This window comes from Caballeronia sp. SBC1, from assembly GCF_011493005.1.
GTDB lineage: Bacteria > Pseudomonadota > Gammaproteobacteria > Burkholderiales > Burkholderiaceae > Caballeronia.
Genome location: NZ_CP049159.1, coordinates 57,710 through 79,836, shown reverse-complemented (window position 1 = coordinate 79,836; position 22,127 = coordinate 57,710). Strand labels below are relative to the sequence as shown.

Annotated in this window: 16 protein-coding genes and 8 pseudogenes; 12 read left to right on the top strand and 12 right to left on the bottom strand. The window is 58.5% G+C overall.

The window, feature by feature from the left end; genetic code table 11:
• Positions 1-184: 184 nt before the first annotated feature.
• Positions 185-3,967: a chemotaxis protein CheB gene (locus tag SBC1_RS35355; RefSeq protein WP_165105826.1), complete on the bottom strand. Its 3,783-nt coding sequence runs from the start codon at positions 3,965-3,967 to the stop codon at positions 185-187.
• Positions 3,968-4,433: 466 nt separating this feature from the next.
• Here SBC1_RS35355 and SBC1_RS35350 point away from each other — a divergent pair, with 466 nt between their 5' ends.
• Positions 4,434-4,592 carry a hypothetical protein gene (locus tag SBC1_RS35350; protein ID WP_165105827.1) on the top strand — a complete coding sequence of 53 codons (159 nt, stop codon included), beginning with the start codon at positions 4,434-4,436 and terminating at the stop codon, positions 4,590-4,592.
• Positions 4,593-4,673: 81 nt separating this feature from the next.
• The gene (locus SBC1_RS35345) at positions 4,674-5,966 is read left to right on the top strand and encodes an IS701 family transposase (RefSeq protein WP_165989156.1); all 1,293 of its coding nucleotides are present in this window, start codon (positions 4,674-4,676) and stop codon (positions 5,964-5,966) included.
• A gap of 104 nt (positions 5,967-6,070) precedes the next feature.
• Here the strand turns inward: SBC1_RS35345 and SBC1_RS35340 are convergent, their stop codons facing one another.
• Entirely contained in the window at positions 6,071-6,577 is a 507-nt protein-coding gene (locus SBC1_RS35340; RefSeq protein WP_165105828.1) for a recombinase family protein, read from the bottom strand.
• Between the two features lie 289 nt (positions 6,578-6,866).
• Between SBC1_RS35340 and istA (SBC1_RS35335) the strand changes: the two are divergent.
• Positions 6,867-7,640: pseudogene (istA, locus tag SBC1_RS35335) on the top strand (IS21 family transposase); the annotation flags it as partial.
• A gap of 6 nt (positions 7,641-7,646) precedes the next feature.
• Here istA (SBC1_RS35335) and SBC1_RS35330 read toward each other — a convergent pair.
• The 3 genes from SBC1_RS35330 to SBC1_RS35315 form a co-directional block, all read right to left on the bottom strand.
• Positions 7,647-9,731: a recombinase family protein gene (locus tag SBC1_RS35330; protein ID WP_165098388.1), complete on the bottom strand. Its 2,085-nt coding sequence runs from the start codon at positions 9,729-9,731 to the stop codon at positions 7,647-7,649.
• 270 nt (positions 9,732-10,001) lie between these two features.
• Positions 10,002-10,454, bottom strand: a complete 453-nt coding sequence (locus SBC1_RS35320; protein WP_165098391.1) for a helix-turn-helix domain-containing protein — start codon at positions 10,452-10,454, stop codon at positions 10,002-10,004.
• 188 nt (positions 10,455-10,642) lie between these two features.
• On the bottom strand, positions 10,643-10,855 hold the full coding sequence (locus SBC1_RS35315) for a DUF5372 family protein (RefSeq protein ID WP_075644113.1): 213 nt from the start codon (positions 10,853-10,855) through the stop codon (positions 10,643-10,645).
• Between the two features lie 101 nt (positions 10,856-10,956).
• Between SBC1_RS35315 and SBC1_RS35310 the strand changes: the two are divergent.
• From SBC1_RS35310 to SBC1_RS39675, 3 genes and pseudogenes are all read left to right on the top strand, one after another.
• Positions 10,957-11,741 (top strand): annotated as a pseudogene (locus tag SBC1_RS35310) (IS21 family transposase); the annotation flags it as partial.
• A gap of 16 nt (positions 11,742-11,757) precedes the next feature.
• Positions 11,758-12,045: pseudogene (locus tag SBC1_RS35305) on the top strand (ATP-binding protein); the annotation flags it as partial.
• A 106-nt stretch (positions 12,046-12,151) separates the two neighbouring features.
• Entirely contained in the window at positions 12,152-12,328 is a 177-nt protein-coding gene (locus SBC1_RS39675; RefSeq protein ID WP_207958446.1) for a hypothetical protein, read from the top strand.
• An 11-nt stretch (positions 12,329-12,339) separates the two neighbouring features.
• Here SBC1_RS39675 and istB read toward each other — a convergent pair whose 3' ends face one another.
• Both istB and istA (SBC1_RS35290) read right to left on the bottom strand, forming a co-directional pair.
• A complete protein-coding gene (gene istB, locus SBC1_RS35295) occupies positions 12,340-13,107 on the bottom strand; it encodes an IS21-like element helper ATPase IstB (protein WP_165989003.1) in 768 nt (255 codons plus the stop codon).
• Positions 13,094-14,596, bottom strand: coding sequence for an IS21 family transposase (gene istA, locus SBC1_RS35290; protein ID WP_165989005.1), 1,503 nt, complete (start codon positions 14,594-14,596; stop codon positions 13,094-13,096). Before istA (SBC1_RS35290) ends, istB begins: the two co-directional genes overlap by 14 nt.
• A gap of 808 nt (positions 14,597-15,404) precedes the next feature.
• On the opposite strand from istA (SBC1_RS35290), the pseudogene SBC1_RS35285 reads away from it, so the two are divergent.
• From SBC1_RS35285 to SBC1_RS40230, 4 pseudogenes are all read left to right on the top strand, one after another.
• Positions 15,405-15,878: pseudogene (locus SBC1_RS35285) on the top strand (ATP-binding protein); the annotation flags it as partial.
• Between the two features lie 191 nt (positions 15,879-16,069).
• Positions 16,070-16,453: pseudogene (locus tag SBC1_RS35280) on the top strand (plasmid pRiA4b ORF-3 family protein); the annotation flags it as partial.
• 270 nt (positions 16,454-16,723) lie between these two features.
• A pseudogene (locus SBC1_RS35275) lies at positions 16,724-18,151 on the top strand (ISKra4 family transposase); the annotation flags it as partial.
• Positions 18,152-18,176: 25 nt separating this feature from the next.
• Positions 18,177-18,326: pseudogene (locus SBC1_RS40230) on the top strand (IS630 family transposase); the annotation flags it as partial.
• Between the two features lie 28 nt (positions 18,327-18,354).
• On the opposite strand, the gene SBC1_RS35270 reads toward SBC1_RS40230, so the two are convergent.
• The 5 genes and pseudogenes from SBC1_RS35270 to SBC1_RS35250 form a co-directional block, all read right to left on the bottom strand.
• Positions 18,355-18,501: a hypothetical protein gene (locus SBC1_RS35270; RefSeq protein WP_165105829.1), complete on the bottom strand. Its 147-nt coding sequence runs from the start codon at positions 18,499-18,501 to the stop codon at positions 18,355-18,357.
• 154 nt (positions 18,502-18,655) lie between these two features.
• Positions 18,656-18,802: a DUF3096 domain-containing protein gene (locus SBC1_RS35265; protein WP_006413561.1), complete on the bottom strand. Its 147-nt coding sequence runs from the start codon at positions 18,800-18,802 to the stop codon at positions 18,656-18,658.
• 61 nt (positions 18,803-18,863) lie between these two features.
• Entirely contained in the window at positions 18,864-19,451 is a 588-nt protein-coding gene (locus SBC1_RS35260; RefSeq protein ID WP_165105830.1) for a YSC84-related protein, read from the bottom strand.
• A 201-nt stretch (positions 19,452-19,652) separates the two neighbouring features.
• Positions 19,653-19,808, bottom strand: a pseudogene (locus SBC1_RS35255) (DUF3309 family protein).
• A gap of 42 nt (positions 19,809-19,850) precedes the next feature.
• Positions 19,851-20,480, bottom strand: coding sequence for a BON domain-containing protein (locus SBC1_RS35250; protein WP_165105831.1), 630 nt, complete (start codon positions 20,478-20,480; stop codon positions 19,851-19,853).
• An 872-nt stretch (positions 20,481-21,352) separates the two neighbouring features.
• Here SBC1_RS35250 and SBC1_RS35245 point away from each other — a divergent pair.
• Both SBC1_RS35245 and SBC1_RS35240 read left to right on the top strand, forming a co-directional pair.
• The gene (locus SBC1_RS35245) at positions 21,353-21,742 is read left to right on the top strand and encodes a PRC-barrel domain-containing protein (protein WP_165105832.1); all 390 of its coding nucleotides are present in this window, start codon (positions 21,353-21,355) and stop codon (positions 21,740-21,742) included.
• Between the two features lie 66 nt (positions 21,743-21,808).
• Positions 21,809-21,997 (top strand): CsbD family protein, encoded by a 189-nt coding sequence (locus tag SBC1_RS35240; RefSeq protein WP_165105833.1) that lies wholly within the window; start codon positions 21,809-21,811, stop codon positions 21,995-21,997.
• The last annotated feature ends 130 nt before the right edge of the window (positions 21,998-22,127 follow it).

Genomic DNA, 22,127 nt, shown 5'->3' with positions numbered 1-22,127 from the left:
CGTAGCGGGCGTGTTCAAACTGCGCTCGTTGACCCAATCAGATACGGAAATAGTGTGACCGCAAGCGATTGATTCAGACCCGCTGCGCGTGACACCTATCAGTATTCGTACAGGATTTGATAGGTACGGGGAAGTGAGACAGGCCAAACGAGCGACGGTGCTGTTCGACCTATAGAGTCGCCCCTCAACTAGCGCGTTTGCCCAGCAATGACGCGATCAGTTCAGTCAACTGGCTCAGATCGGCGGGTTTAACGAGGTGATGATCAAAGCCAGCTTGCCGAGAATTTTCTCGATGCTCGGCTTCTCCGTACCCGCTATGGGCGATCAACAAGATATTTCCTGAGCTCGACATTGCACGAATTTGACGCGCGACCTCGTAGCCGTCCATGCCGGGCAACCCGATGTCAAGGAGGACCACGTCGGGATGGAAATCTTGCACGCTCCGTAGCGCTGTTTGGCCGTCGCGAGCAACCTGTACTTCGTGTCCATCGAGCCGTAAGAGGGAGGCACTGCTTTCCGCTGAATCCGCGTTGTCGTCGACCACCAGAATCCGTTGTTCGACGTTCTGCAGCGAAGCGCCTGCCTTCTTCACCGGAACGTCGGGGAGTGTGCCTCGCGCCAGTGCGGGAAGCCGAACCACAAATTTACTGCCGTGCTTAAGGCCTTCACTAAACGCACGCACCGCCCCCCTGTGAAGCTCGACAAGACGACTCACAAGTGCCAGACCGAGCCCCAGGCCCGCCGACTTTCCATCAAGGGAACGTTCGGCTTGAACGAAGATTTCGAAGATAGTCGGTATAAGATCGGCCGCCATCCCGATGCCATTGTCGACGACGGACAGCACGGCCTCATTTCCATCGCGTTCCAACGAAATTCGGATCTGACCGCCGGCGGGCGTGTATTTAAGTGCGTTGCCAAGCAAATTGGTCACGACCTGCTCGATACGCATTGCATCCGCATTGACCGTCAATGCGTCAGTCGGCAGCGCGAGCGACAATTCATGCTGATGTAAGTCGATCTCGGAGCGCATAGCTTCGACCGTCCGCCTTACCGTCTCAATAAGATCGATCTGCTCAATTTTGAGGGTTATGATCCCACGCGTGATGCGCGACACGTCCAGTAGATCCTCGACGAGCCGGATTTCGTGATCGAGCTGCCGCTGAGCCGCAACTCGCGCGATTTCCTCAGAAGCTTTGTCGGCGCTGCCGCGTTCCCAGATCTTCAGCCCGTTGCGAATCGTGGCGAGGGGGTTGCGTAGTTCATGCGCGAGCATCGCGAGGAACTCGTCCTTTTGCCGGTCCGCGGTTTGCAGCCGACCGAAGGCCTGATGCTGCCGGGTGATGTCGTCGATCGTGAGTAAGATTAGCGCGTGTTCGGACCACACCACACGCACCGCGTTTAGTCGCATCGTACGCAAACCGATGCGCGGGAATTCGTGCGTGATCAGGAAATCCCGAACGACGGTGTGCTGTGGAAGAAGCTCCTCCAGCAACTCCCGCAAGGCCGGAATGTTCCACTGTTCGTTGCCCAGCGCGTAGAGCCGGGTGCCGAGTGTTTTCTCGGGGGTAGTCTCGAAGACTTGATAAAACGCGCGATTCGCCCGCGTGATGCGAAGGTCTGGCTCCAGCACAAGCATGGGTTCGGACATCGTCTCGACGATTGAATCGGCGTAGTCGCGGGCGCGCGTCACCTCATCGTGGACCGATCTAAGTTCCTGGTTGCGGTAGCGCAACTCATCGTTGGTAGTAGAGAGCTCCTCATTTAGCGATTGGAGTTCTTCCTTCGCAGTCTCGAGTTCCTCGTTGGTGCTTTGAAACTCCTCATTGCTCGAGAGTAGTTCTTCTTCACTTGATTTAAGCTCTTCCCTCGCGCTGTCATGTTCTTCCAGCATTGCCCGAAGTTGTGCACGCGTGGCGTCCAATTCGGTGTTTAGGCGTGCGATTTCCTCCTCATTATCGCTGTACATTCCTCCTTTCTTGCGCCCTCCCTTGCGTAGGGTCTGGAGCACCAATGCTTTCAGCGATTCACGTTTTCCCGCAGAGAAGTCATCAGACTGACGTGCCGGTGACTCAAAAAAGATGAGGAACCAACGACCTTCGACCTCAGCGACTTGTAGCAGGTGCACCTCGAGGCTGGCCATGCTCGCGCCCCCGATTGTGTCTATCCGTAGTTTCGACTTACGGACCACAGCGCCTTCTTCGCGGACCTGTTTTATCGCTTCGCTTACGGCTAAAAAAACTTCAGGCCGGGCGAGTCGTTGCAAATTGCTGCTTGGAGGACCGTTCGGATTGACCAGGAACAACGACGTGTCGCCTCGAAACTCGATGATGTTCAAGTCGTCATCGCAAAGCACACAGGGGGGTACGTACCGGGCCAAGGCCGCGCGATCAACCTCGCGCCGAATCGCCTCGGCACTCGTAGACGCCGGGCCGCTTTCGAATGAAGTCTGAGAATGAAGTGGCGCTTGCGGCACCGCCGTCGGCGTCAAGTGACCTGCGCTCGGTCGGCCGGGGTGTGGTTTCTTGCTGTAGAGTTTGCTGCGCTTACTTTCGATGATGCCGAACAGGTCAGAGAATGCGCCAACCGTTTCCGAAGGTCCCAACATCAGCACACCGTTTGCCTTCAGCGCATAGTGAAACAGCGGCATAACGCTTCGTTGCAACACCGGATTCAGATAGATAAGCAGGTTGCGGCAACTGACCAGGTCCATCCGTGAAAACGGTGGATCGGTCGCGACATTGTGACGAGCGAACGTACAAACGTCTCTGATTGATTTATCGATGCGGTAGTACTGCCCGTCACGCACAAAAAATCGCTGCAGTCGCTCAGGCGACACGTTGCGCGCGATGTTCTCGATATACCGGCTGGTACGAGCGGTTTCCAGTGCATCGGCGCTCACATCGGTGCCAAAAATCTGAACTCGGGTACTCGTGGCGCGTTCGCCCAGATACTCCATCAGGCAAATCGCGATTGAATACACCTCTTCTCCACTGGCACAGCCGGGCACCCAGATTCTGATCGGCTCGTTGGACTTTCGCTCGCCAATAAGGCGAGGAAACACAGTCTGAGTCAGCACGTCAAACGTCTCGGGGTCCCTAAAAAACTCAGTCACCTGAATCAGCAGGTCGCGTCCCAGTGCGAGCGTTTCTGCCGCGTCGGATTCAAGGACAGCAACGTAGTCGGCGACCGAAGTAAGCTGTTGTAGCGCCATTCGCCGGGACAATCTGCGTTGGATGGTGCCGCGCTTATAGTTGGTGAAGTCAATGTCGCAGGCATTTCGCAGCAGGCGAAACATGGGCCGCAGACTTGCTTCGACATGGTCAATTAGGGGGGCCGGCGATTCTCGTTGTGCCCACTCGGATCGCAGATGTTTCCCCAAGCGCATGATCTCGTTCGCAATGTCTTTTGGCGATAGCACGAAATCGACGCAACCCAGGCCAATGGCGGCACGCGGCATGCTGTTGAATCGAGCAGTCGCGTCGTCCTGGGCAAAGGTGATGCCGCCCTCATGTTGAACTGCTTGCAGGCCCAGCGCTCCGTCCGAACCACTGCCTGAGAGAATCACGCCGATCGCGTTCACGCCCTGATCTTTGGCCAAGGAGTCTAAAAGGTCGTCAATGGGCATTGGCGGCCCGAGGGTATCGTCGCGCGGCCGCAATCTGATGCAACCCTGCGCGATCGACATGCTAGCGTTAGGCGGGATGATATAGAGGTGGCCCACTTCTACGGCCATGCCTTCAACGGCTTCCAAGACCGGCATTGCAGTGCGCTTGGCCAGAATTTCAGGCAGCAGGCTAGGTCGCGACGGTGCCAAGTGTTGAACCACGAGAAACGCCATGCCGCTTGCGGCCGGAATTTCTTCAATCAGTGCCGAGATCGCTTCAAGCCCCCCAGCAGAAGCGCCGATCCCCACCATAGGAAAGGACGGCAGACTTGATTCATTTGCCGCTGGCTCGAGATTTGTCACCGTTACATCCCAAAAACATTTAGAGCCGACAGTGCATTGCCGCGGACTGAGCGCCTACCGACAAAACTCACCTGCGGTGTCGTAAGTTATTGCCAATCCTCTGCTATCCGATGGTCGGCGGATCACTGGAGGCGCAACTCTAGACCAAATCGATGGGCGAAAGGACTATTACCGCCACTCGGTGCATAAATCGCTCGCAACAGGGAAAGTTTGCGTCCTGGACCTTAAATTGCCGTGCGGCAGCGGAAGTTATTACTTTACTCGGCTTCGCTCATGGTAGATATCCCGCGTTTTCTTGTACTTATCAGTTGGGTTGCCTGACGATGAGTCGGCACCCAACCGTTCCCGCATTCTGTCAGCCGTTATCACATTCTCTTGGTCATCGCCCGTGGTTGAATGATGGGTTCTAGGAGCGCACTTTGTCATCTTGCTACCAATTGAGTCTCAGTCCGGCCTCTGTGGCCCGATGCCAATCGTCGTCGTCAGCGTGCAGGTAGGAGAGCGCGCCATTCCGGGGGCTGGCGTCACCGACCGGTTTTTCGACTATCAGGCGGCGGCGTTGCCTTTCCTGCGGGCGCGCAGTAGCGTGGAAATGCTCACCCCCGATTGTTCGGCGGCCTCCTAGTCTCACTGTGTCATAAAAAAACGACAGTTTCTTTTACGTTTCATTCTATAATAAGGAATCCTTATTTACCAGCGGACTGCAATGGAAAATCTGGAGAAGTTCGATCGCTACATCGAGCACCTGTGCGCAGCGTTAGGGCATGAGGATCGGAACGCCGGATTGCAGGACTATTGTCGCGGGCTGATGCTGCCGATCCATCGCAAGAGCGTTGAGCCTCTGGCAGCGCATACCGATCCGCTGCACGTCGCAGCAAAGCATCAGTCACTGCATCACTTCGTGGCGAAGGCCGGATGGTCCGACCACGCGGTGATGACGCGCATCCGCGACTGGGTTGTGCCAGACCTTGGTCTGGACAGTGGCTGCTACTGGATCGTTGATGACACGGGATTCCCGAAGAAGGGCACGCATTCAGTTGGCGTCGCGCGCCAATACTGCGGTCAACTGGGCAAACAGGACAACTGCCAGGTGGCGGTCAGTTTGTCGCTGGCCAGCGTTCGGGGCAGCGTTCCTGTTGGCTATCAACTGTATCTGCCCAAGGACTGGGCGGCTGACCCTGTGCGCCGCAAGAAAGCCGGGGTGCCCGACGAGGTGAGCTTCGCGACCAAGCCGGAAATCGCGTTGGCGCAAATGCATGAGGCGCTCGCCTCGGGCGTGCCCATGGGCGTGGTGCTGGCCGATGCTGGGTATGGCGATGAAACCGCCTTTCGCGATGGCATTACTGAACTGGGCATGCTGTATGCCGTCGGTATCAGGCCGGGAACCACGGTATGGGCACCGGGCGCCGCACCCCTGCCACCCAGGCCATGGAGCGGTCGCGGCATACGGCCGACGAAGCTGCGCCGCGAGCCGGGTCACGAGCCGGTGTCGGTCAAGGCACTGGCCATGGCATTGCCGCGGGAGGCCTATAGTGCGGTCACCTGGCGCGAAGGTACCAACACGGATCTATCCTCGCGTTTCGCCGCTGTGCGGGTTCGTCCTGCTCACCGCGATTACCTGGGCACCGAGATGCGCGCCGAGGAGTGGCTACTGATCGAGTGGCCCGAGGGAGAAGCCGAGCCGGTGAAATACTTCCTCAGCACGGCGCCGTCCGATGCCACGCTGGAACAACTGGTCTTCGTCACCAAGATGCGCTGGCGTATTGAGCGAGACTACCAGGAGCTCAAGCAGGAGTTCGGCCTCGCGCATTACGAGGGCCGCGGCTGGCGCGGCTTCCATCACCATGCCACGCTGTGTATTGCGGCTTACGCCTTTCTCGTCACCGAGCGGCTCGGTCAGGAGGGCGCAAAAAAAAACCGCGCTCGACCAGAAGCGGCTTCCCTACCCGAAGGTTACCTCCCTCGCGGCAGCCGGACGGGTCCAGCGCCACGTGCCTGACTCGATTTCGACGCTGCGAGTACTCATCGCCCGCGCGATCACCGGCAGGCTTCCGCGCTGTCCCTGCTGTGGGAATGTCAAGTTAACTTTGTGACACAGTAAGACTAGTAGGTCATTCCCTGCCTGATCAGGGATAAGCCTTTGTTCACCAGGCGCGGTATCGCGTTGGGCCTGCCAAGCCGCTTCCCTCTGGCGCGCGCATTGGCCAGGCCGGAGCGGACACGTTCCCGGATAAGCTCCCTTTCGAATTCCGCGACCGCCGACAGCACATGCGCCTGCATCCGACCCATTGGCGTACTTATGTCGATCTGGCCAGGTACCACGAAGGCCACTCCGAGCGCTTCCAGTTCCACCATTGTCAGGATCAGGTCCTGCACGCTGCGCCCCCAGCGATCCAGCGCCTGGACCAAGATCACGTCGACGGCGCGGGTGCGCGCCAGTTGCATGACCGCTTCACGCAGCGGCCGCTTTTGTGACGCGCCGCTGACGGTTTCCTGCATCTCCCGCACGATCTCCCAGCCACGGGCTTTCGCGTACCTGCGCAATTCCCGCCGTTGCCGGTCAGTGGACTGATCTGGGGTGGACACTCGGGTATAGACTGCCACACGCATGGTAAAAAACCTCTTCGGCTCCGGTACTGCGTATTTCGGCGAACGTGATCACCGATTCCGGTTTAACGTGATCAGTGAATCCGGAGGAAGGTGATCAGTCATTTCGGTTGATGGTGATCGCTGATCACCCGTTTCCGAAACGACTGATCATCTTGCCGAAACAGGTGATCACGTTCCCGGAATGAGTGATCACTGGACCGAAACAGGAACGCTATTTCGGTCTGGCGGTGGTGTTGCGTATGACATCAACGACGGGCGTTAGCCTTGTCTCTTTTATAGGGGACAGGTAATGCCGGCACATCGGATGAGCATGCGCAAATTGAAAGAAGTCCTGCGGCTGAAGTGGGTGTGCGGCTTGTCGCACCGCCAGATCAGCCGGGCCGCGGGTATCAGCGTGGGTGCGGTATCGGCGTATGCAGCGCGTGCAAGCGCGGCCAATCTGGACTGGGCGAGCGTCGAACCGCTGGCTGACGACGAACTCGAGGCCAAGCTGAGGCTGCCGGCCGATCAGAATACGCAGGCCCGGCGTGTCGAGCTGGACTACGCGCTCGTTCATCGCGAGTTGCGGCGCGCAAACGTGACGCTGCAACTATTGTGGGAGGAGTACGTTGAGGCGCACCTCGGCGAGCGTACCTATCGCTACACCCAGTTCTGCCAGCGCTACCGCGACTGGGCGCAGACGCTCAAACGTTCGATGCGTCAGCAACACCGCGCCGGCGAGAAGCTGTTTGCCGACTTTGCCGGGCACACCATGCCGATCCTGGACGGGCGCGGTGGCGTTGCGTTTCGTGCGCACGTGTTTGTCGCTGCGCTCGGCGCATCGAATTACACGTATGCCTGTGCGACGCGTTCGGAGGGCACGCACGATTGGATCGGCGGGCTTATCGGCGCCATGGAATTCTACGGAGGCGCCCCGAGCCTGCTGGTCCCAGATAATCCGCGCGCATTGATTGCACGACCTGACCGATACGAACCGGGTCTTGGCCGCACGGCGCAGGAATTCGTGAACCACTACGCGACAGCGATGCTCCCAGCACGGCCAAGAAAGCCCCGTGATAAGGCGTACGCTTCATACTGCACCTTGTGTGGTTGATGGAACAGGGATAAAAGTCGGTTCTGTCGAACTGTAGCGGCCTCCTTGCCCTTTGACCAAGACAACGTCACCGAGGGGCTCGTAGAGGCAGCGATGCAGGTTTCCGTATCGATGCTGGTGCACCACCCCGCGCTGGCCCCACAGGTAAATGGTAGTCGGGCAGACTCCGAGTTGTTTGGCGAGCTCGTTAGCTGTCACCATGCCGCGTGCGCGCAGGCGTTCGAACCGGCTCTTGAGTCGGTAGGCGGTGCGAACAATAGATACCTTCTTATGCGTGAACGATTCGCCTTTCCAGTTTGTATAACCCAGCGCATTGAGTTGTTCGGCGACTTGCCTATCCGAGCAGGTTTCGAGGAGTTCGTCGACCTTTGCAACGACTTCGGGCAACGTCTTGCGAATTAGCGCGATAGGCTTGGGCTTGTCGATCTCCAACGATGTCGTTCGACCGCCGCGAAAACGTACATGGATAGCGATGCGTTCTGCCTTTACCAAGGTTACGTCTTCAATGAGTAAGGCGATCATTCGTTTGCGTTCCACCGGCACCACGCGTTGGTCATTCCAGACACGAGGGAAGTCTTCGGCAAGCGCGCGAATCTGGGTCCGCGCGTCGCTGCTCAGAAGCTTGTGATCGGCATGCTGAAGTCGCTCGTTCTCTTGCTGCAATGCATCCAGTACGCGCAGACGCTCATTCCAGTCTGCTTCGAGTGAGTCGGCGACGAGCCGGTTCGTTGGATCGACACTCATATATCGACGGCGCGCAAGCTCGGCGTCGTAGCGCGCTCGAACTAGTTGCTTCTGACGCTGCGCCGCGGCCTGTTTGACGCGCCCCGATATCTCATCTTCGACCGCTAACGCGACCTCGAGCACAGCTGGCGCAACGCTCTCCAAAAGCAGCGAGCCGATAGCGTCATCGATGGCGCTTCCGCGAACCGATTGGCAGGGTTTGCCTGCACGACGTACCGGATTCTCCGTGCACATATAGTAGGGCTGAAGTTTATTATCGACCTCTTGATATCGTACGCGCATGCGTGCTCCACAGGCACCGCACACGACACGCCCCTGCAGGAGGCCGACACCCTCACGTGGCATGCTGCCACGTCGATCGAGGCCGAATCCGGTTAGATTCTGCTTAAGGGTAGCCTGGTTACGTTCGAACTCGTCCCAATCGATAAAACCTGGATGAGAATTCTGAATCAGCACTTGCCAGTTCTCGCGAGCAACCTTCAGCGATGTGGATTTGCGACCGGGACGGTATGCTCCGCGGGTGCGCCCGTACACGAACGCACCGGCGTAACGAGGGTTATGCAGAATCTGAATGACCCGGCAGTGCTCCAGGGGCCCCCAAAGCAGGTCTCCCTTCCCGATTCCGCGGCGGATGCGACGCGGAAACAGCCAGCCTTCCTGGCGAAATCGCCTGACCGTCGCGGTAGCGGATGCAGCTTGCCGAAACGTGTCGAAGAGCAACTGCAGCGCTCCCCGTACTTGTTGATCAGGATCGAGCGCCACTGAGCCATTCGGGTGATAAACAAGGCCGATCGGCAAAGGCACTTCCAGTTCGCCCCGGCGTGCCTTGTTCTTGATCCCGCCTTGCAGACGACCCTTGAGAATATGAAGTTCAGCCTCACTCATGGCGCCCTTCAATCCCAGTAGAAGACGGTCGTTAAATTGACCCGGATCGTAAATTCCATCTTCGTCCAAAATCAAAGTTTGCGTGAGCGATGCAAGCTCGATCAGGCGATGCCAGTCCGCATTATTGCGCGCAAGACGGGACACTTCCAATCCCAGCACGATGCCGGCGTGACCGTTGGCCACCTCGGCAACCAAGTGCTGAAAACCGTCTCGTTCCTTAGCGCTGGATCCGGACATACCGAGATCGTTATCGACGACGTGAATACGCTCAATTGGCCAGCCGAGCGAAACGGCACGATCGCGCAGTGCATATTGCCGCTTCGTACTCTCGGTATTCTCGAACACCTGTCGAAGCGACGATTGGCGAACATAAAGAAAGGCATCTCGCCGGAGATGTTCCGAGGTGACCTTCTGAGCGGAGTTAGTAGACATGGGCAAGCTCCTCGTGGGCGCGCAGCACGAGGTTGGCCAGCACGCGTACGAGCGCACCGTTATCCCGCACTGAGTTGGAATCAAACACGGCTGGGACGGCAACTTCGGTGCACAGAGCGTGCGAGAGTTTGATCGCGAGGCCGTTCAATACACCATGAAAGCGTATTGCGGCGTGGCCTTCGGAGTGAGGACCTGTGCCGAAGAGCTCGGCCCGCAGCGCTTCGTAGCGTCCAAGCGCCGACGATGGCGAAATAAATTGAGCCGAATCGTCTACGGTTTTTTTTTGCGCGCCAGCGCGCGTTCGATACTGCGTGGGTGGACCGATAGATCCAGCGCGGTTTCTATCTCCTGCGCGAGCGCGCGAGCGTGGATGGTGTTGTCGTGCTGTAAGCGCTCTTCGATGAACGCCATAACCGTCGAGTTGAGTTTGTGTGCGCCTTTGGGCCCACGCTGTTTCGGGAGCAGCCCTGGAAGCCCCTCGCTGGCAAAGGCACTCTCTGCTTGATAGAACGTTGGCCTGGACATTCCGAACAATGCGGCCGCCTCGGCCTTGGAGGCGCCGTCGACCTGAACATGACGCAACATCTCGTACTTGACCTGAACCATGTCGTCGGGATCGAAGAAATCGCCCGATCGGAACCAGGGCGCTTGTATTCGATCGGGATGAGGATTGAGGCCGCCGAGTTCGCGTAGTCGATCTCGCTTTGACGGCGGCTTGGTCATTAGAGGATCCGTTGTTGTTAAAATGACAACTAAAATATGACAGTAAAATCAATCTGTCAAGGATTTCGATGATCGATTTACTCTGAAATAACGGCAAATTGGAGCTGGATAGACTTAAGACGTCCTGGTCAATCAGATGCTTCAGCATCATGATGACGGCGTATTTATCCTTACACGAGCGGCGAAATTTATTTGACATCGCGAGCACCTAGCAAATCGTCGATTAGCGCACGCAATCGAAGCAAGTCGTCCGTTCTAAACGAGGATCGAACTCCCGAAGCTTGCGCGAACAAATCCGGTTCCGGCACGTCTGTCCAGGATGCCAAAACCGAACGCAGGCGCTTGTTCGCGTCGAAATACATCACCCGATCCTCGCCCCAGTTCAGCCGCCGGCTGACCAAAACGAAGCTATTTCCGTGAAGCGGGTGAAATGGATGGGTGATCTCGAAGAACGCGCCTTTGACTACGCGTTGTTCCTCATGACAGACAGTTGCTGACTTACGAGAAAGCGAAGGCCGAGGTAGCAGTTCAAGTGGTCCAGAGATGGGTTCTTGCTCGTCTGCGCAACCACCGCTTCTTCAGCTTGGCCGAGTTGAACCGCGCGATCGCTGGTCTCATTGCTGATCTCAACCAACGCCCCTTCAAGAAGCTTCAGGGTAATCGCCGCGAATGGTTTGAGCGGCTCGACCAGCCCGCGTTGCGGCCGTTACCTGCCCAGCGCTACGAGATCGCGACCTTCGTGCGATGCGTCGTCAACATTGACTACCATGTTGAGGTCGATCACCACTACTACAGCGCCCCGCACAGCCTCGTGCGCCAGCCAGTCTATGCCCGCCTGACCCGTTTCGGCGTCGAGATCCTCCACGGCGGCAAGCGCGTCGCAGCTCACGCCCGCAGCCACCTGCGCAACAAACACACGACGTTACCCGAGCACATGCCCGTAGCTCACCGCGCTCACCTGGAGTGGACGCCCGGGCGCCTGCTGAACTGGGGTGCATCCATTGGCCCCGGCGCCGAGGCGATCGTCCGGCACCTGCTGACCAACCGCCCGCATCCCGAAATGGGCTACCGGGCTTGTCTGGGACTGCTGGCGCTGGCCCGCAAATACGGTCGCGAGCGCCTTGAAGCGGCCTGTCAGCGCGCCCTCGTGGTCGGCCCCCTACACGTCGCTCTGTCCTCTCGATCCTCAAGTCCGGATTGGACCGCCAGGCATCGCTGCCGATCGAACTCACTGAGTGGCAATCTCCCGAACACGAGAACGTGCGCGGGCCTGACTATTATCACTGACCCGAAGGAGGTCACCATGTTGATGCAGCAAACCCTCTCGCAACTCCGGAACCTGAAACTCGACGGCATGGCCCGCGCCTTCGAGGAACAAGCCGCACTGACCGCTAGCACCAGCCTGTCGTTCGAGGACCGGTTCGGCATGGTCGTCGAACGCGAACTGGCTTGGCGCGACACGCGCCGTCTTGAACGCCTGATGAAGGCCGCCAGGCTGAAGAACCCACAAGCCTGCATCGAGGACATCGACGTCCGGCAAAGCCGCGGCTTGGACCAGCGCGTGGTTGCCACGCTCGCTAGCTGCGACTGGTGTTAGCGGCGGTGTAAAAGCGCATATAGATGGCGGCGGGCGATGAGAAACGTTCGCCGCCGACCGTTTCGCCGCCACCTTAAAATGGGTCGTCTGCGTCGGCGGGATGAGCGTTTCTGAGGTCAGCGCGTTGTTGATGTTGCAGTTCAAAAAGCTCAAGCTGGTAGTGCATACAGATACGCTCGCGCAGGTCATCCAGCAGTTCTACGACGGCGAGCGCCTGATCAGCGGACCAGTTCTCGGGGATCAAGAAGTTGAGCCCTTTTATGATCCCGGACGGTAAATGAACTCGCGTCATGGTTTTTTCTTCGCGGCTTTCGCTGCAGTGCGTTTTTTGGCGAGTTCTTCCGCGCGTTCGCGTGCCTCCTTCACACGATAGGATTCGCCTTCGATGACGACGACTTCGGCTCGATGTACGAGTCGATCGACCAGGGAGACGACGCAAGCAGCGTTAGGGAATACTTCCGCCCATTCCTTGAATGGCCTGTTTGTCGTGACCACTGTGCTGGCGGTCCCATATCTGCGACTAATGAGCTCAAATAGCAAATCGGCGTGGCGGTTTGAGTAGGAGAGGTAGCCGACTTCGTCGATGACCAATATATCGGGCGAAGCGTAACGGTTAAGCCTGCGACGCAAAGTCGAGTCACTGTCAAGTGCGGCTAGTTCGCCGAGCATTTGGCCCGCTGTAGTGAATAAAGCCGTGTGACCGTGAACGATTGCCTGATGGGCTAGATTGAGCGCAAGTGTTGATTTGCCAACGCCGTTCGGCCCGATCAATACGACGTTTGTTTGGTCCTTGACGAACTCCATCGTCATTAATTCTTCGACGACGGCGCGATCGCACCGCTTAGGCCACGTCCAATTGAAGTCGCAAAGCGGTTTGAAGCTGCCCAGGTGCGCATCGCGGATGCGCCGCTCCAGAGAACGGCGGGAGCGCTCGTCCTCCTCCCACTGCACGAGCGGCGCGACCCACGGCTGGGCGGCAACGTCGGACCAATGCGTCAGAAGGCCATAAAGGCGCAGTGCGTTCGCGCGAGTTTGCAATTCATCAGGCGTGTTCATCAGCGTCTCCGGAGATTTGATCGTAGGTGTCGAGCCGGTGAGGTGTCACCAGCGTGTCTTTCTTGCGCACGTGTTCGGGCAAATCAATGACGACAGGCGGCGGTGCCTGGCGCGTCTCTCGCCGGCGCTCCAACGCGAGACGCACCGGGTTTGGATGAGGTGCCGCATCGCTGGCGAGTGTTTCTTCAATTGCCGCCTGAAGTTCGGCGGCGCCATAGCGGTCAAGCAGCTGCAGCAAATGCGATGTAATGTTGCCCAGATTTCCACCGAGTTCAGCGGCGCGTTGCATGAGCACGTGGCTGGCAGGCGCTGCTTGACTTAGATGATCGAGGCCGCGGTGATGACGGGCCTGGCGTTTGATCTGAACCAGCTGTTCAATATGCGCGGCAATCTCAACCTGTGCGCCGCGATCGTAACTGCGCTCGTGGGTAGCGAGTAGCGTGATGCCATCAAGGATGCGTACCTGACGAGGATCGGCGCGCACCGTCAGTGTGCGGCGTACGTGCGTATGCGGGATGGTGTAGTCGTTCAGATCGAAGCGCACGTAAGGGGTCTTGCCAACGCTCACCTCCAGCTGCAGCTCACACGGATAAGGATTGTCGGGCAGGCCGAGCAGACTTGGCTGCTCACGCTCGAAGGCTTCACGCACGGTCATCGTCGGGTCCTCGCGGCAAGGACGATTTGCAGCAGGACCGGCGCACCAGAGCGTGGCCTGAGCATTCAGATCGTCAATATCGGTGAACTTGCGGGCCGCAAAGAAGTTCTCGCGAACATAGCGTATAGCGCGTTCAACCCGTCCCTTCTCATTGCCCCGTGCGACCGCGACCGGGCGGGGTTCATAGCGATGATGGGCGGCGAACGCAAGAAGCTGGGGATTGAAACGGATCGCGTCGCCTTGACGCTCAAGAACAGCGCTCTTTAAATTATCGTAGAGCAGCACTCGTGGCAGACCGGACCATGCTTCGAAAGCGCCCGCATGGCCCGCAAGGAAGCTGTCCATGCGGGCATCGAGAAAGAAGTGCAAGTAAATTTGGCGCGACCACGACAGGACCATTACGAAGGCCATCAGTGGTCGACGCGCGCGACCAATTTGCAGGTGATCGAAATGTGCCCAATCGACCTGTCCTTGCTCACCCGGCAGAGTCCGAAGACGCAAATAAGCCTCAGTGATCGGTCGGGGACGGTGCACCGAGATCAAATGCCGGAAGTGATGATGATTACCGCGGTAGCCGCGCTCACACACCATCGCATAAAGGCGGCTCGCCGTGAGCGACGGAAACTTCTTGAGCGTTTCGTGAATGAACGGCAAGTATGCGTCGATCTGCGAAGGCCGCAGCAGGCCACCCGTTCTGGGCAGTCCGGCCTGCGCGAGCACCCGGTGAACCGTACCGTGGTGTACATGCAATTGGCGCCCGATGGTGCCAGCACGCCATTTCTCAACGTGGTAATAGCGCAGGATTTGTGCTTCGAGCTCCGCGGTGATGCTCATGGGTCTTCTCCAGTTATGTCTGTAGTAGTACGAACATATCGAGGAACCCGACCATGCAATGCTCCAAGGCGTACCAATGTCGAGCAAGCGCGTTGACAGAAGTGGCACTGCGCAGGCAAACGCCTCCGAATGTCGGGCGCGGTTGCTTTGGCCGCCGTTGCCGGGTTCGCTTGCAGTAGAGCACCGGCGGCAGCCGATGGGGAACCCTGATGTGTCACTTTATTTAGACGCGCGCGATAGCGGCGCATTCGCTCGGCATGCGCGAGGCGTCCATTGCGGCTGCGCTGGTAGCGACTTCCGGCTTCCCGGACCCCGTTCTGACGGGCCGCGCCCGAGCAGTCGCCATCGCAGTAAATCTGGCCGCGATCGCAGTAGCGGCAGATGACCACCTGCGCACGGCAGCGCGCACAAACGTAAAAGCGGCCCGTCGCCGGCATCGCAAAATTCCGTCAATGCCGAGGCGATATCGACAGAGCCGGCCGAGCGTGCAATACTCATTGCACACCCTTGCTCCGTGCACGCGTGGGGTCTGACATCGGTGGGAACTTGGCGGTTTGAACCGGTGTCAGGCCGTTTCTCCGGCGGTAAGCTCTTGTTTTACCCCCTTCGTATTCTCGCGTCACCCAAACATCAGCCGTACGCAACATCGCCGGGCGCGTCTTTACTCGCCCTCCGGGCTCCCTTCGACGCGCCGATATCATCTCGCTCAACCGAAATACCCGACATCCTCACAAAAGTTCGAAATACGTCTCAGTCAGTGTTAAAGCGGGCCGCCGCCGTTTAAACGCGCTTTCTGACCGCCATTCACAACTGGATCCGCAACGCCCAGAACATCATCCTGAGTGGACCGACCGGCGCCGGTAAAACCTGGATCGCGTGCGCCTTTGCGCAGCAGGCATGCCGCCAAGGGTTCTCCGCGTTATACGTGCGCGCTGCGCGCCTGTTCGAAGAGTTGCGCATCGCCCATGGCGACGGCAGCTTCACACGCCGTCTCGCTCAACTCGCCAAGATTGACGTGCTATTGCTGGACGACTGGGGACTGCAGGAACTCGATCAGGGAGCGCGAAACGACCTACTCGAAGTGATCGACGACCGCGTGGGCTCGCGCTCGACGATCATCACCTCGCAGTTGCCCCTTGAACATTGGCATGCGTGGTTGCAAGACCCCACGCTCGCCGACGCAATCCTCGACCGGCTCGTGCATCAAGCGCATAGGCTTCCAATAAAAGGCGATTCGATGCGAAAGACCAACGCAAAGCAATCCGACTCATCCCCATCGTGATCACCTTCGTTATAATTCTCTGACCGCGCAACACCAACTTCCATACTGATCACGTTCACCGAAACGGCTGATCACCATCGCCGAAATCCGCACCGGTACCTGGATCTCCAATCCTGGCGGGCCTTTCAAGGCATCGTTTCGACCGTCAGAATTAAGTGACTCTGACGGTCCTCTACTAAGCTTAGGTGACTATGCCAAACGCAACCAGCGCCGTGGCTTACCGGCTCCACTTATGGATTCGCCAGATCAGTCCGATGATCTGGCGCCGGTTACTGGTGCGCAGCGACAGCACGATCGCCGACCTGCATTACACGCTGCAGATCGCCTTCGGCTGGAGCGACGCGCATTTGAATCTGTTTCACATCCATGGCCAGGATTTTGGTGTGTACCAAGACGGCGGCACCTGCTTCTCGACACATCCCGACCAGGTTCGACTGGGCGATTTCCAATTCCGTATCAACGAACGCTTCCGCTACGAGTACAACTTCGGCGACGGCTGGCAACACGAAGTGTGCGTTGACGCGCGCCTGGCATTGGACGACGGGCGTACCTATCCGTGCTGCATTGGCGGCAAGCGGCGGACGCCGCCGGAAGACTGTGGTGGCCCCCTGGCCTTCATGGCACGACGGGATGCGGTCCCGTCGCGCGTTGAGGAATTACTCGGGGACATCGAGGACGACCTGGAAGCCAACGACATCGAGGCCATTCGGGATCGGGGCGTGGATATCGAAGAGTTGCGCGACTGGCTGACGTTGGATGATTTTGACCGGCGCGGGATCAACCGCCGGCTCAAGCAGTACGCGATCCACGATGAGGCCGGGTGCGGCAATCGACAGGAGCTGGCGATGAAAGTGCGAATCCAGGTAGTCATTGAAGCCGAAAACGGTGAACCGGAGAAGGTCGAGGAAATCGCCCGGCTGGAGCGCGGTGCGCTGCGGCCGGAGGAACTCGGCCTGACACTCGCGGAGGCGAAAGTGTTGCTACACGGCATGCAGCAGGCCGTGGTCACCGAGCAGATCGTGGAATACCTCGAGAAATTCAAGACTTGCCCAGACTGCGGAGCGCACCGGACCCGGAAAGGGCGACATCCCCTCGTTTATCGGACCCTGTTCGGGAAATTCAACCTCGTCAGCCCCCGTCTTTACGACTGCCCCTGCCAAAACCACGGCCGCCATAGTTCAAGCCCCCTGGCAGAGCTGCTGAGCTCGCATTGCGCGCCGGAACTGCTGTATCTGGAGACCAGGTTCGCTTCGCTGATGTCCTATGGGCTTAGCGTTGAGTTGCTAACGGAAATCCTGCCGATCGCCGAAGAGATCAGCTCCACGTCCATGCGGCGCCACTTGCGACGCGTTGCCGAACGGATCGAGGGTGAGCTGGGCGAGGAACAGTTCCAGTTCATTGAAGGTTGTCCCGGCGATTGGGCGAAACAACCGGCACCGGGACCACCCTTGACGGTCGGCCTGGACGGCGGCTATGTGCATGCTTCGGACCAGAAGTCGAAATCCGAAGGTTGGTTCGAGGTCATTGCCGGCAAGAGTGTCCAGACCGAGGGCGGCGCCAAGGTGTTTGCATTCGTCAACAAGTACGACACCAAGCCCAAGCGCCGGCTTTACGAGGTGCTGAAATCGCAGGGTCTGCAAATGAATCAGCAAGTCGTGTTTCTGTCGGATGGCGGCGACACCGTACGTGATCTGCAGCACTATCTCAGCCCGGAATCCGAACATCTGCTCGACTGGTTCCACATCACCATGCGCTTGACCGTCATGAGGCAGATGATCAAGGGGATGACGGCGGAACCGAAGCCCGACGACAAATACCCGGAAACTGCAACCGGGCTGGCCGATCTGGAGAGACACCTGGAAAGCCTCAAATGGAATCTCTGGCACGGCAATGTCCTGCACGCCCTGCAACGGATCAGTGACCTGGATGACGACCCGGGGATGCTGGAAGAAAACCCGGCGAACAGGAAGAAGCTGGAGAAGGCGGTACGGGAATTCCACAGCTCTATCGAAGCCAACCAGGCGTTCATTCCGAACTACGGCGACCGCTACCGGCACGACGAGACGATCTCCACAGCGTTTGCCGAGTCGACCGTGAACTACGTGGTCAGCAAGCGCTTTGTGAAAAAACAGCAGATGCGTTGGACCCAACGCGGCGCGCATCTGCTGCTGCAAACCCGCGTGCAGGTCCTGAACGACGATCTGCGGAAAACCTTCGCTCGCTGGTTTCCGGGAATGAGAGGGGAGGAACCAGCGGCGCTAAAGGAGGCGGCATGGAGACTCCAGCCCCCGGAATGGTTCACTCTCCAAGATGGCCCGCACTTTCCTGCGCCACATCCGAGTCAAATCGATCGATGAACTGAAGGAGCGCATTCTGAGGGGCATCGAGGAATTCAATGCTTCACCGGCTGTCTTCCGCTGGAAAAAGGTCGACCTCGGCGTGGCTTAATACGTAATGTTTTTGATGAAACGATCTACTAGTCGTGCTCGTGGTAATCGCCGCTGCGGTGGTAATCGTCGCCGCCGTGGTGGTGGTCGCCCCCGACAGGAACGAGGATGCACGCGCTCAGGGCGGCCATCAGTGACAGGGCGATCAGCATCCATACCAGTGCTCGCTTGTTCATGACTGTTCCTTCATCTCTTTCTGCTGGCGTGGACCGAAATAAGACTGTCGCACGACAACCAACCGGTCCCCAGCACCACCAGAAATCCGTGTTGACAGCTTTAACCGTGCTCCACGGTTCGCGGTGTCGTCCTTTTTGCATGGGCGGTACCGGGTCAGTGGAGGTGGCCCCCGAACAGCCCGAGCAGGCCAATGACGATCAGGTAGATCGCAACAATGTAATTCAACAGGCGAGGCACGACGAGGATCAGAATGCCGGCGATCAGCGAAACCAAAGGGCCTGCGCTCGTGAGAATGTGCATGCCGCCTCCGTAAGATCGAAAACGATAAATGGACGCAAACCAGCCGCGCCGGCGTGGCTCGTTACAGTGACTTCAGCTTCGTGACCTTCGTGCCGTCGAGCGCCACGCCGGCCATCAACCCGCTGTTCGTGAGCACGAACGCGTCGACCGGCGCCGTCGCGGTGCTCGTATCCACAGCGCCGTTCGCGCCGACCTTCAGTACCGCCACGGACGCATCGGCGCCCACCGACCAGCCTTCGCTATTGCGGAACCGGTCGAGCGCGTCCTCGGTCATGAACAGGAATATGATCGCCCTCGATTGCGCGCCGATCTGCCACCCGATCGAACCGGTTGTGGTGCTGTAGTACCCGACCGTGCGCCCGCCAACGCGCAGCGAGCCTTCACCATACTGGCCGCCGACGACGAAGCCGGCGTCGACGACCGACGGGAACACCAGCACACCACGGGCCTTGCCGACGAGTTCACGCGAGCCGTTGGCGGTGGTGTAAAGGCGTGCAAGGGTTGAGTCGACGCCCGCATCAATGGTGTGACGCTTGTCGGCCTGCTGCCTACTCGTGTTGGACTCCCCGGTCATCGTGCAGCCCGCGACCGCGAGGCCAATGGCAAGGATTGATCCGGACGCATTCAATATGAATCTTCTTCTTAGCATGATCTGCTCCCATTCATGTTAAAAAATTACGCCAGGGCGGATGCAGATGCGGTACGACAGCGTACACAGCCGCGAAGCCCGCCTACCATGTGCTGCCTCGTTTGACCCGCCACATGCGCATCGCGGGCCGGTCGCGATTTTTCCGATAAAGCACCCAACAACGACGGCCCGGGAATGGCCTGCGAAGCGGAAATTTCGCGCCTATATCCTGCCCAGAAGCAGCAACACAATCACAATGATCAACACCACGCCCAGCAACCCACTGGGCATATAGCCTCACGAACGGCTGTGCGGCCAGGTCGGTATCGCCCCGATCAATACAAGGACCAGCACGACGATCAGTATTGTTCCCAACATGGCATTTCTCCGGTTTCGACTCCGTGTTTCAATGAGCCCGGTTCACTGATCGGAGACGGTGAGTTCGGACGTGTCCACGCTCTTCACGCCTTTTACCTTTTCGGCGATGTCCTTGACGTGAGCGATGGCGTCGTGGTTTTCCAGGGTACCCTTTAGCACCACCACGCCGTGAATTGTCTTCACGCTCACATCGAAGCCCTTGCTGACGCTGTCAGCGAGAATCTCGGATTTCACCTTGGTGGTGATCCAGCTATCGGATACAACCCGCTCCGTCTTCGCAACGGCCTTGTGCGCCCCGGCCGATGCCTTGCTGCTCGCAGGCGTTTTCAGGTTGTTGTCAACACTCGTGACCCCCTCGACCGACCCTGCCGCTGCCTCCGCCACGGACTTTGCGTTCGCACTGCTCGCCGACCCATCGAGCGTGACTACGCCATTGGTGGTGGTCACGCTGATGTCGGATTTCTTGAGGCTCTCCTCACCCATCAGTTTGGCCTTCACCTTGGCGGTGATGACGGTGTCGGTGACCACTGCGCCGGCGCTATCGCTATGAGGCTGCGGATTGGATTCATCGCCGGTGGCGGCATGAGCCGTGCCGATGCCAAGGCCAGCAGCCAGACCGGCAACGATCAGCGCAGTGCGGAATGAAGGCTTACAAAACAAGACAATGCTCATGAGGCGTCTCCGATTTGTCGGTTGAACAACTTGCGTTAAGAAATCTTAATCTTGACCGCCCATAAGTTCCTAAGAACGTCGACTCGACTGGCGTAGGTCGTGTCTGTTACACATGTGGTGTGGTCATGCGGTCCTGGGTTTCTGCTGCCTGAACGGCAGAAACGGGGGACGAGTCACATAATTCATTTGTAGTGCGTCTGGCGGCTGCGGACTTGATCTAACTCAATCGCAGATAGCAAGCCCGGGCGAGCGCACCGCACGAAGCGTGTGATCGCGCAAGTGGTTGTTGCTAACAGATCGGTTCCCGTGGACGTTGCGCTACGACATAAACGGTGCCGGTTTATTCCTCAGTCGAGCGCGTCGCCAATCATGCTAGAACTGGCGCCAGCGTGCGATGGCCGCTCGTTGCCGTTAGCCGGTACCGAGTCGATTCAATTCGAGACGTAGCTCGGGCGGTCAAGGTGGCGGGCGTCGCAGGGTGAATGGCGTCGCTATCCCGGTCATTGTAAGTATGGCGCTCACACCTGCAGCGATCGCGAGTTCGTGCCCCGTCCTTATACAGGCCCCGGCTCACTCGATCAGCGGCTGTTTCACCACGAGGTCCGCGAGTCAGGGCGGTGCCACCTTCGCGAGTGCCAGGAGCACCAGACATCCCTTTCTGGCACCCATTCAGCGTCATTGACCTGGATCAACAGTAACAGCGAAGGTTCGGCGATACTTCCTGCATCGTAGTGTGTCAGGCCACCACAAGTCCCCATCCCGTGTCGAAGCCATCCGTCGATCCGGTCCCGCGCACGTCGTAAAGCGGGGTTCCTCTTCCACATATTTGGGAACGGTGGTCTGCGCAAGCAAATGCGCTTGCCGAGGTTTATATGAAATTCGCGATGGTCGTTTCCGCGGTAATTATTGTCACCACGCTGACCACTGGGACAGGACGTGCGCAGGGGACAGCACAGTCGATTACGACGAGTCGGGTCGACGTGGTCCAGTTGGCATCGGGATATCGGGCGTCAAAGGTCGTTGGCGCCACGGTGTACAACGAAAACAACGACAAAATTGGGACGATTGACGATCTGATCGTCAATCCAAAGGATAGCGCGACCTACGTCGTTCTATCGGTCGGAGGGTTCCTCGGAATGGGTACGCACCTGGTGGCGGTGCCATTTAGCAGCCTCCAGATCGCCGACAAGCAGATACTGCTTCGGGGCGGTACGAAAGACTCTCTGAAAACGTTGCCCGAATTCAAATACGCGGCTCCGTAATCATCGGGCGCTCGGGGTGCACAGCAACATCACCCACGAGATCAATCACGCACTGGAGGATTCATCATGAACAAGGATCAGGTCAAGGGCACTGCGGAGAAGGTAAAAGGCAAGATTAATGAAACCGTTGGTCGGGCCACCGGCGACACGAAACAGGAAGTCAAAGGCGATATCCAGCAAGCAGTCGGCGAAGCGCGCAAGAAGGTCGGCGACGTCAAGAAAGCCATAAAAGATTCCGGGCGGAAGCCGGCCTGAGCGGCGCATGTCGCGAGGGCGCGCTAGCGCCTCGAATGGAATCTTGACCGCGTTTAAGACCAACGGCGGGAATGGCAACGCATCGTACAAATGCTGCGTGCGAAATCGACACTCGCCAAATGACGGTGGC

What these genes read in the sequence shown, in the direction of transcription:
- SBC1_RS35260 (WP_165105830.1), bottom strand. Translation starts at nt 19,451, where the DNA reads ATGCTAAGAAGAAGATTCATATTGAATGCGTCCGGATCAATCCTTGCC.
- istA (WP_165989005.1), bottom strand. Translation starts at nt 14,596, where the DNA reads ATGAGCATCACCGCGGAGCTCGAAGCACAAATCCTGCGCTATTACCAC.
- istB (WP_165989003.1), bottom strand. Translation starts at nt 13,107, where the DNA reads ATGAACACGCCTGATGAATTGCAAACTCGCGCGAACGCACTGCGCCTT.
- SBC1_RS35330 (WP_165098388.1), bottom strand. Translation starts at nt 9,731, where the DNA reads ATGTCTACTAACTCCGCTCAGAAGGTCACCTCGGAACATCTCCGGCGA.
- SBC1_RS35340 (WP_165105828.1), bottom strand. Translation starts at nt 6,577, where the DNA reads ATGCGTGTGGCAGTCTATACCCGAGTGTCCACCCCAGATCAGTCCACT.
- SBC1_RS35350 (WP_165105827.1), top strand. Translation starts at nt 4,434, where the DNA reads ATGCCAATCGTCGTCGTCAGCGTGCAGGTAGGAGAGCGCGCCATTCCG.
- SBC1_RS35270 (WP_165105829.1), bottom strand. Translation starts at nt 18,501, where the DNA reads ATGAACAAGCGAGCACTGGTATGGATGCTGATCGCCCTGTCACTGATG.
- SBC1_RS35320 (WP_165098391.1), bottom strand. Translation starts at nt 10,454, where the DNA reads ATGACCAAGCCGCCGTCAAAGCGAGATCGACTACGCGAACTCGGCGGC.
- SBC1_RS35250 (WP_165105831.1), bottom strand. Translation starts at nt 20,480, where the DNA reads ATGAGCATTGTCTTGTTTTGTAAGCCTTCATTCCGCACTGCGCTGATC.
- SBC1_RS35245 (WP_165105832.1), top strand. Translation starts at nt 21,353, where the DNA reads ATGAAATTCGCGATGGTCGTTTCCGCGGTAATTATTGTCACCACGCTG.
- SBC1_RS35265 (WP_006413561.1), bottom strand. Translation starts at nt 18,802, where the DNA reads ATGCACATTCTCACGAGCGCAGGCCCTTTGGTTTCGCTGATCGCCGGC.
- SBC1_RS39675 (WP_207958446.1), top strand. Translation starts at nt 12,152, where the DNA reads ATGAGCGTTTCTGAGGTCAGCGCGTTGTTGATGTTGCAGTTCAAAAAG.
- SBC1_RS35345 (WP_165989156.1), top strand. Translation starts at nt 4,674, where the DNA reads ATGGAAAATCTGGAGAAGTTCGATCGCTACATCGAGCACCTGTGCGCA.
- SBC1_RS35240 (WP_165105833.1), top strand. Translation starts at nt 21,809, where the DNA reads ATGAACAAGGATCAGGTCAAGGGCACTGCGGAGAAGGTAAAAGGCAAG.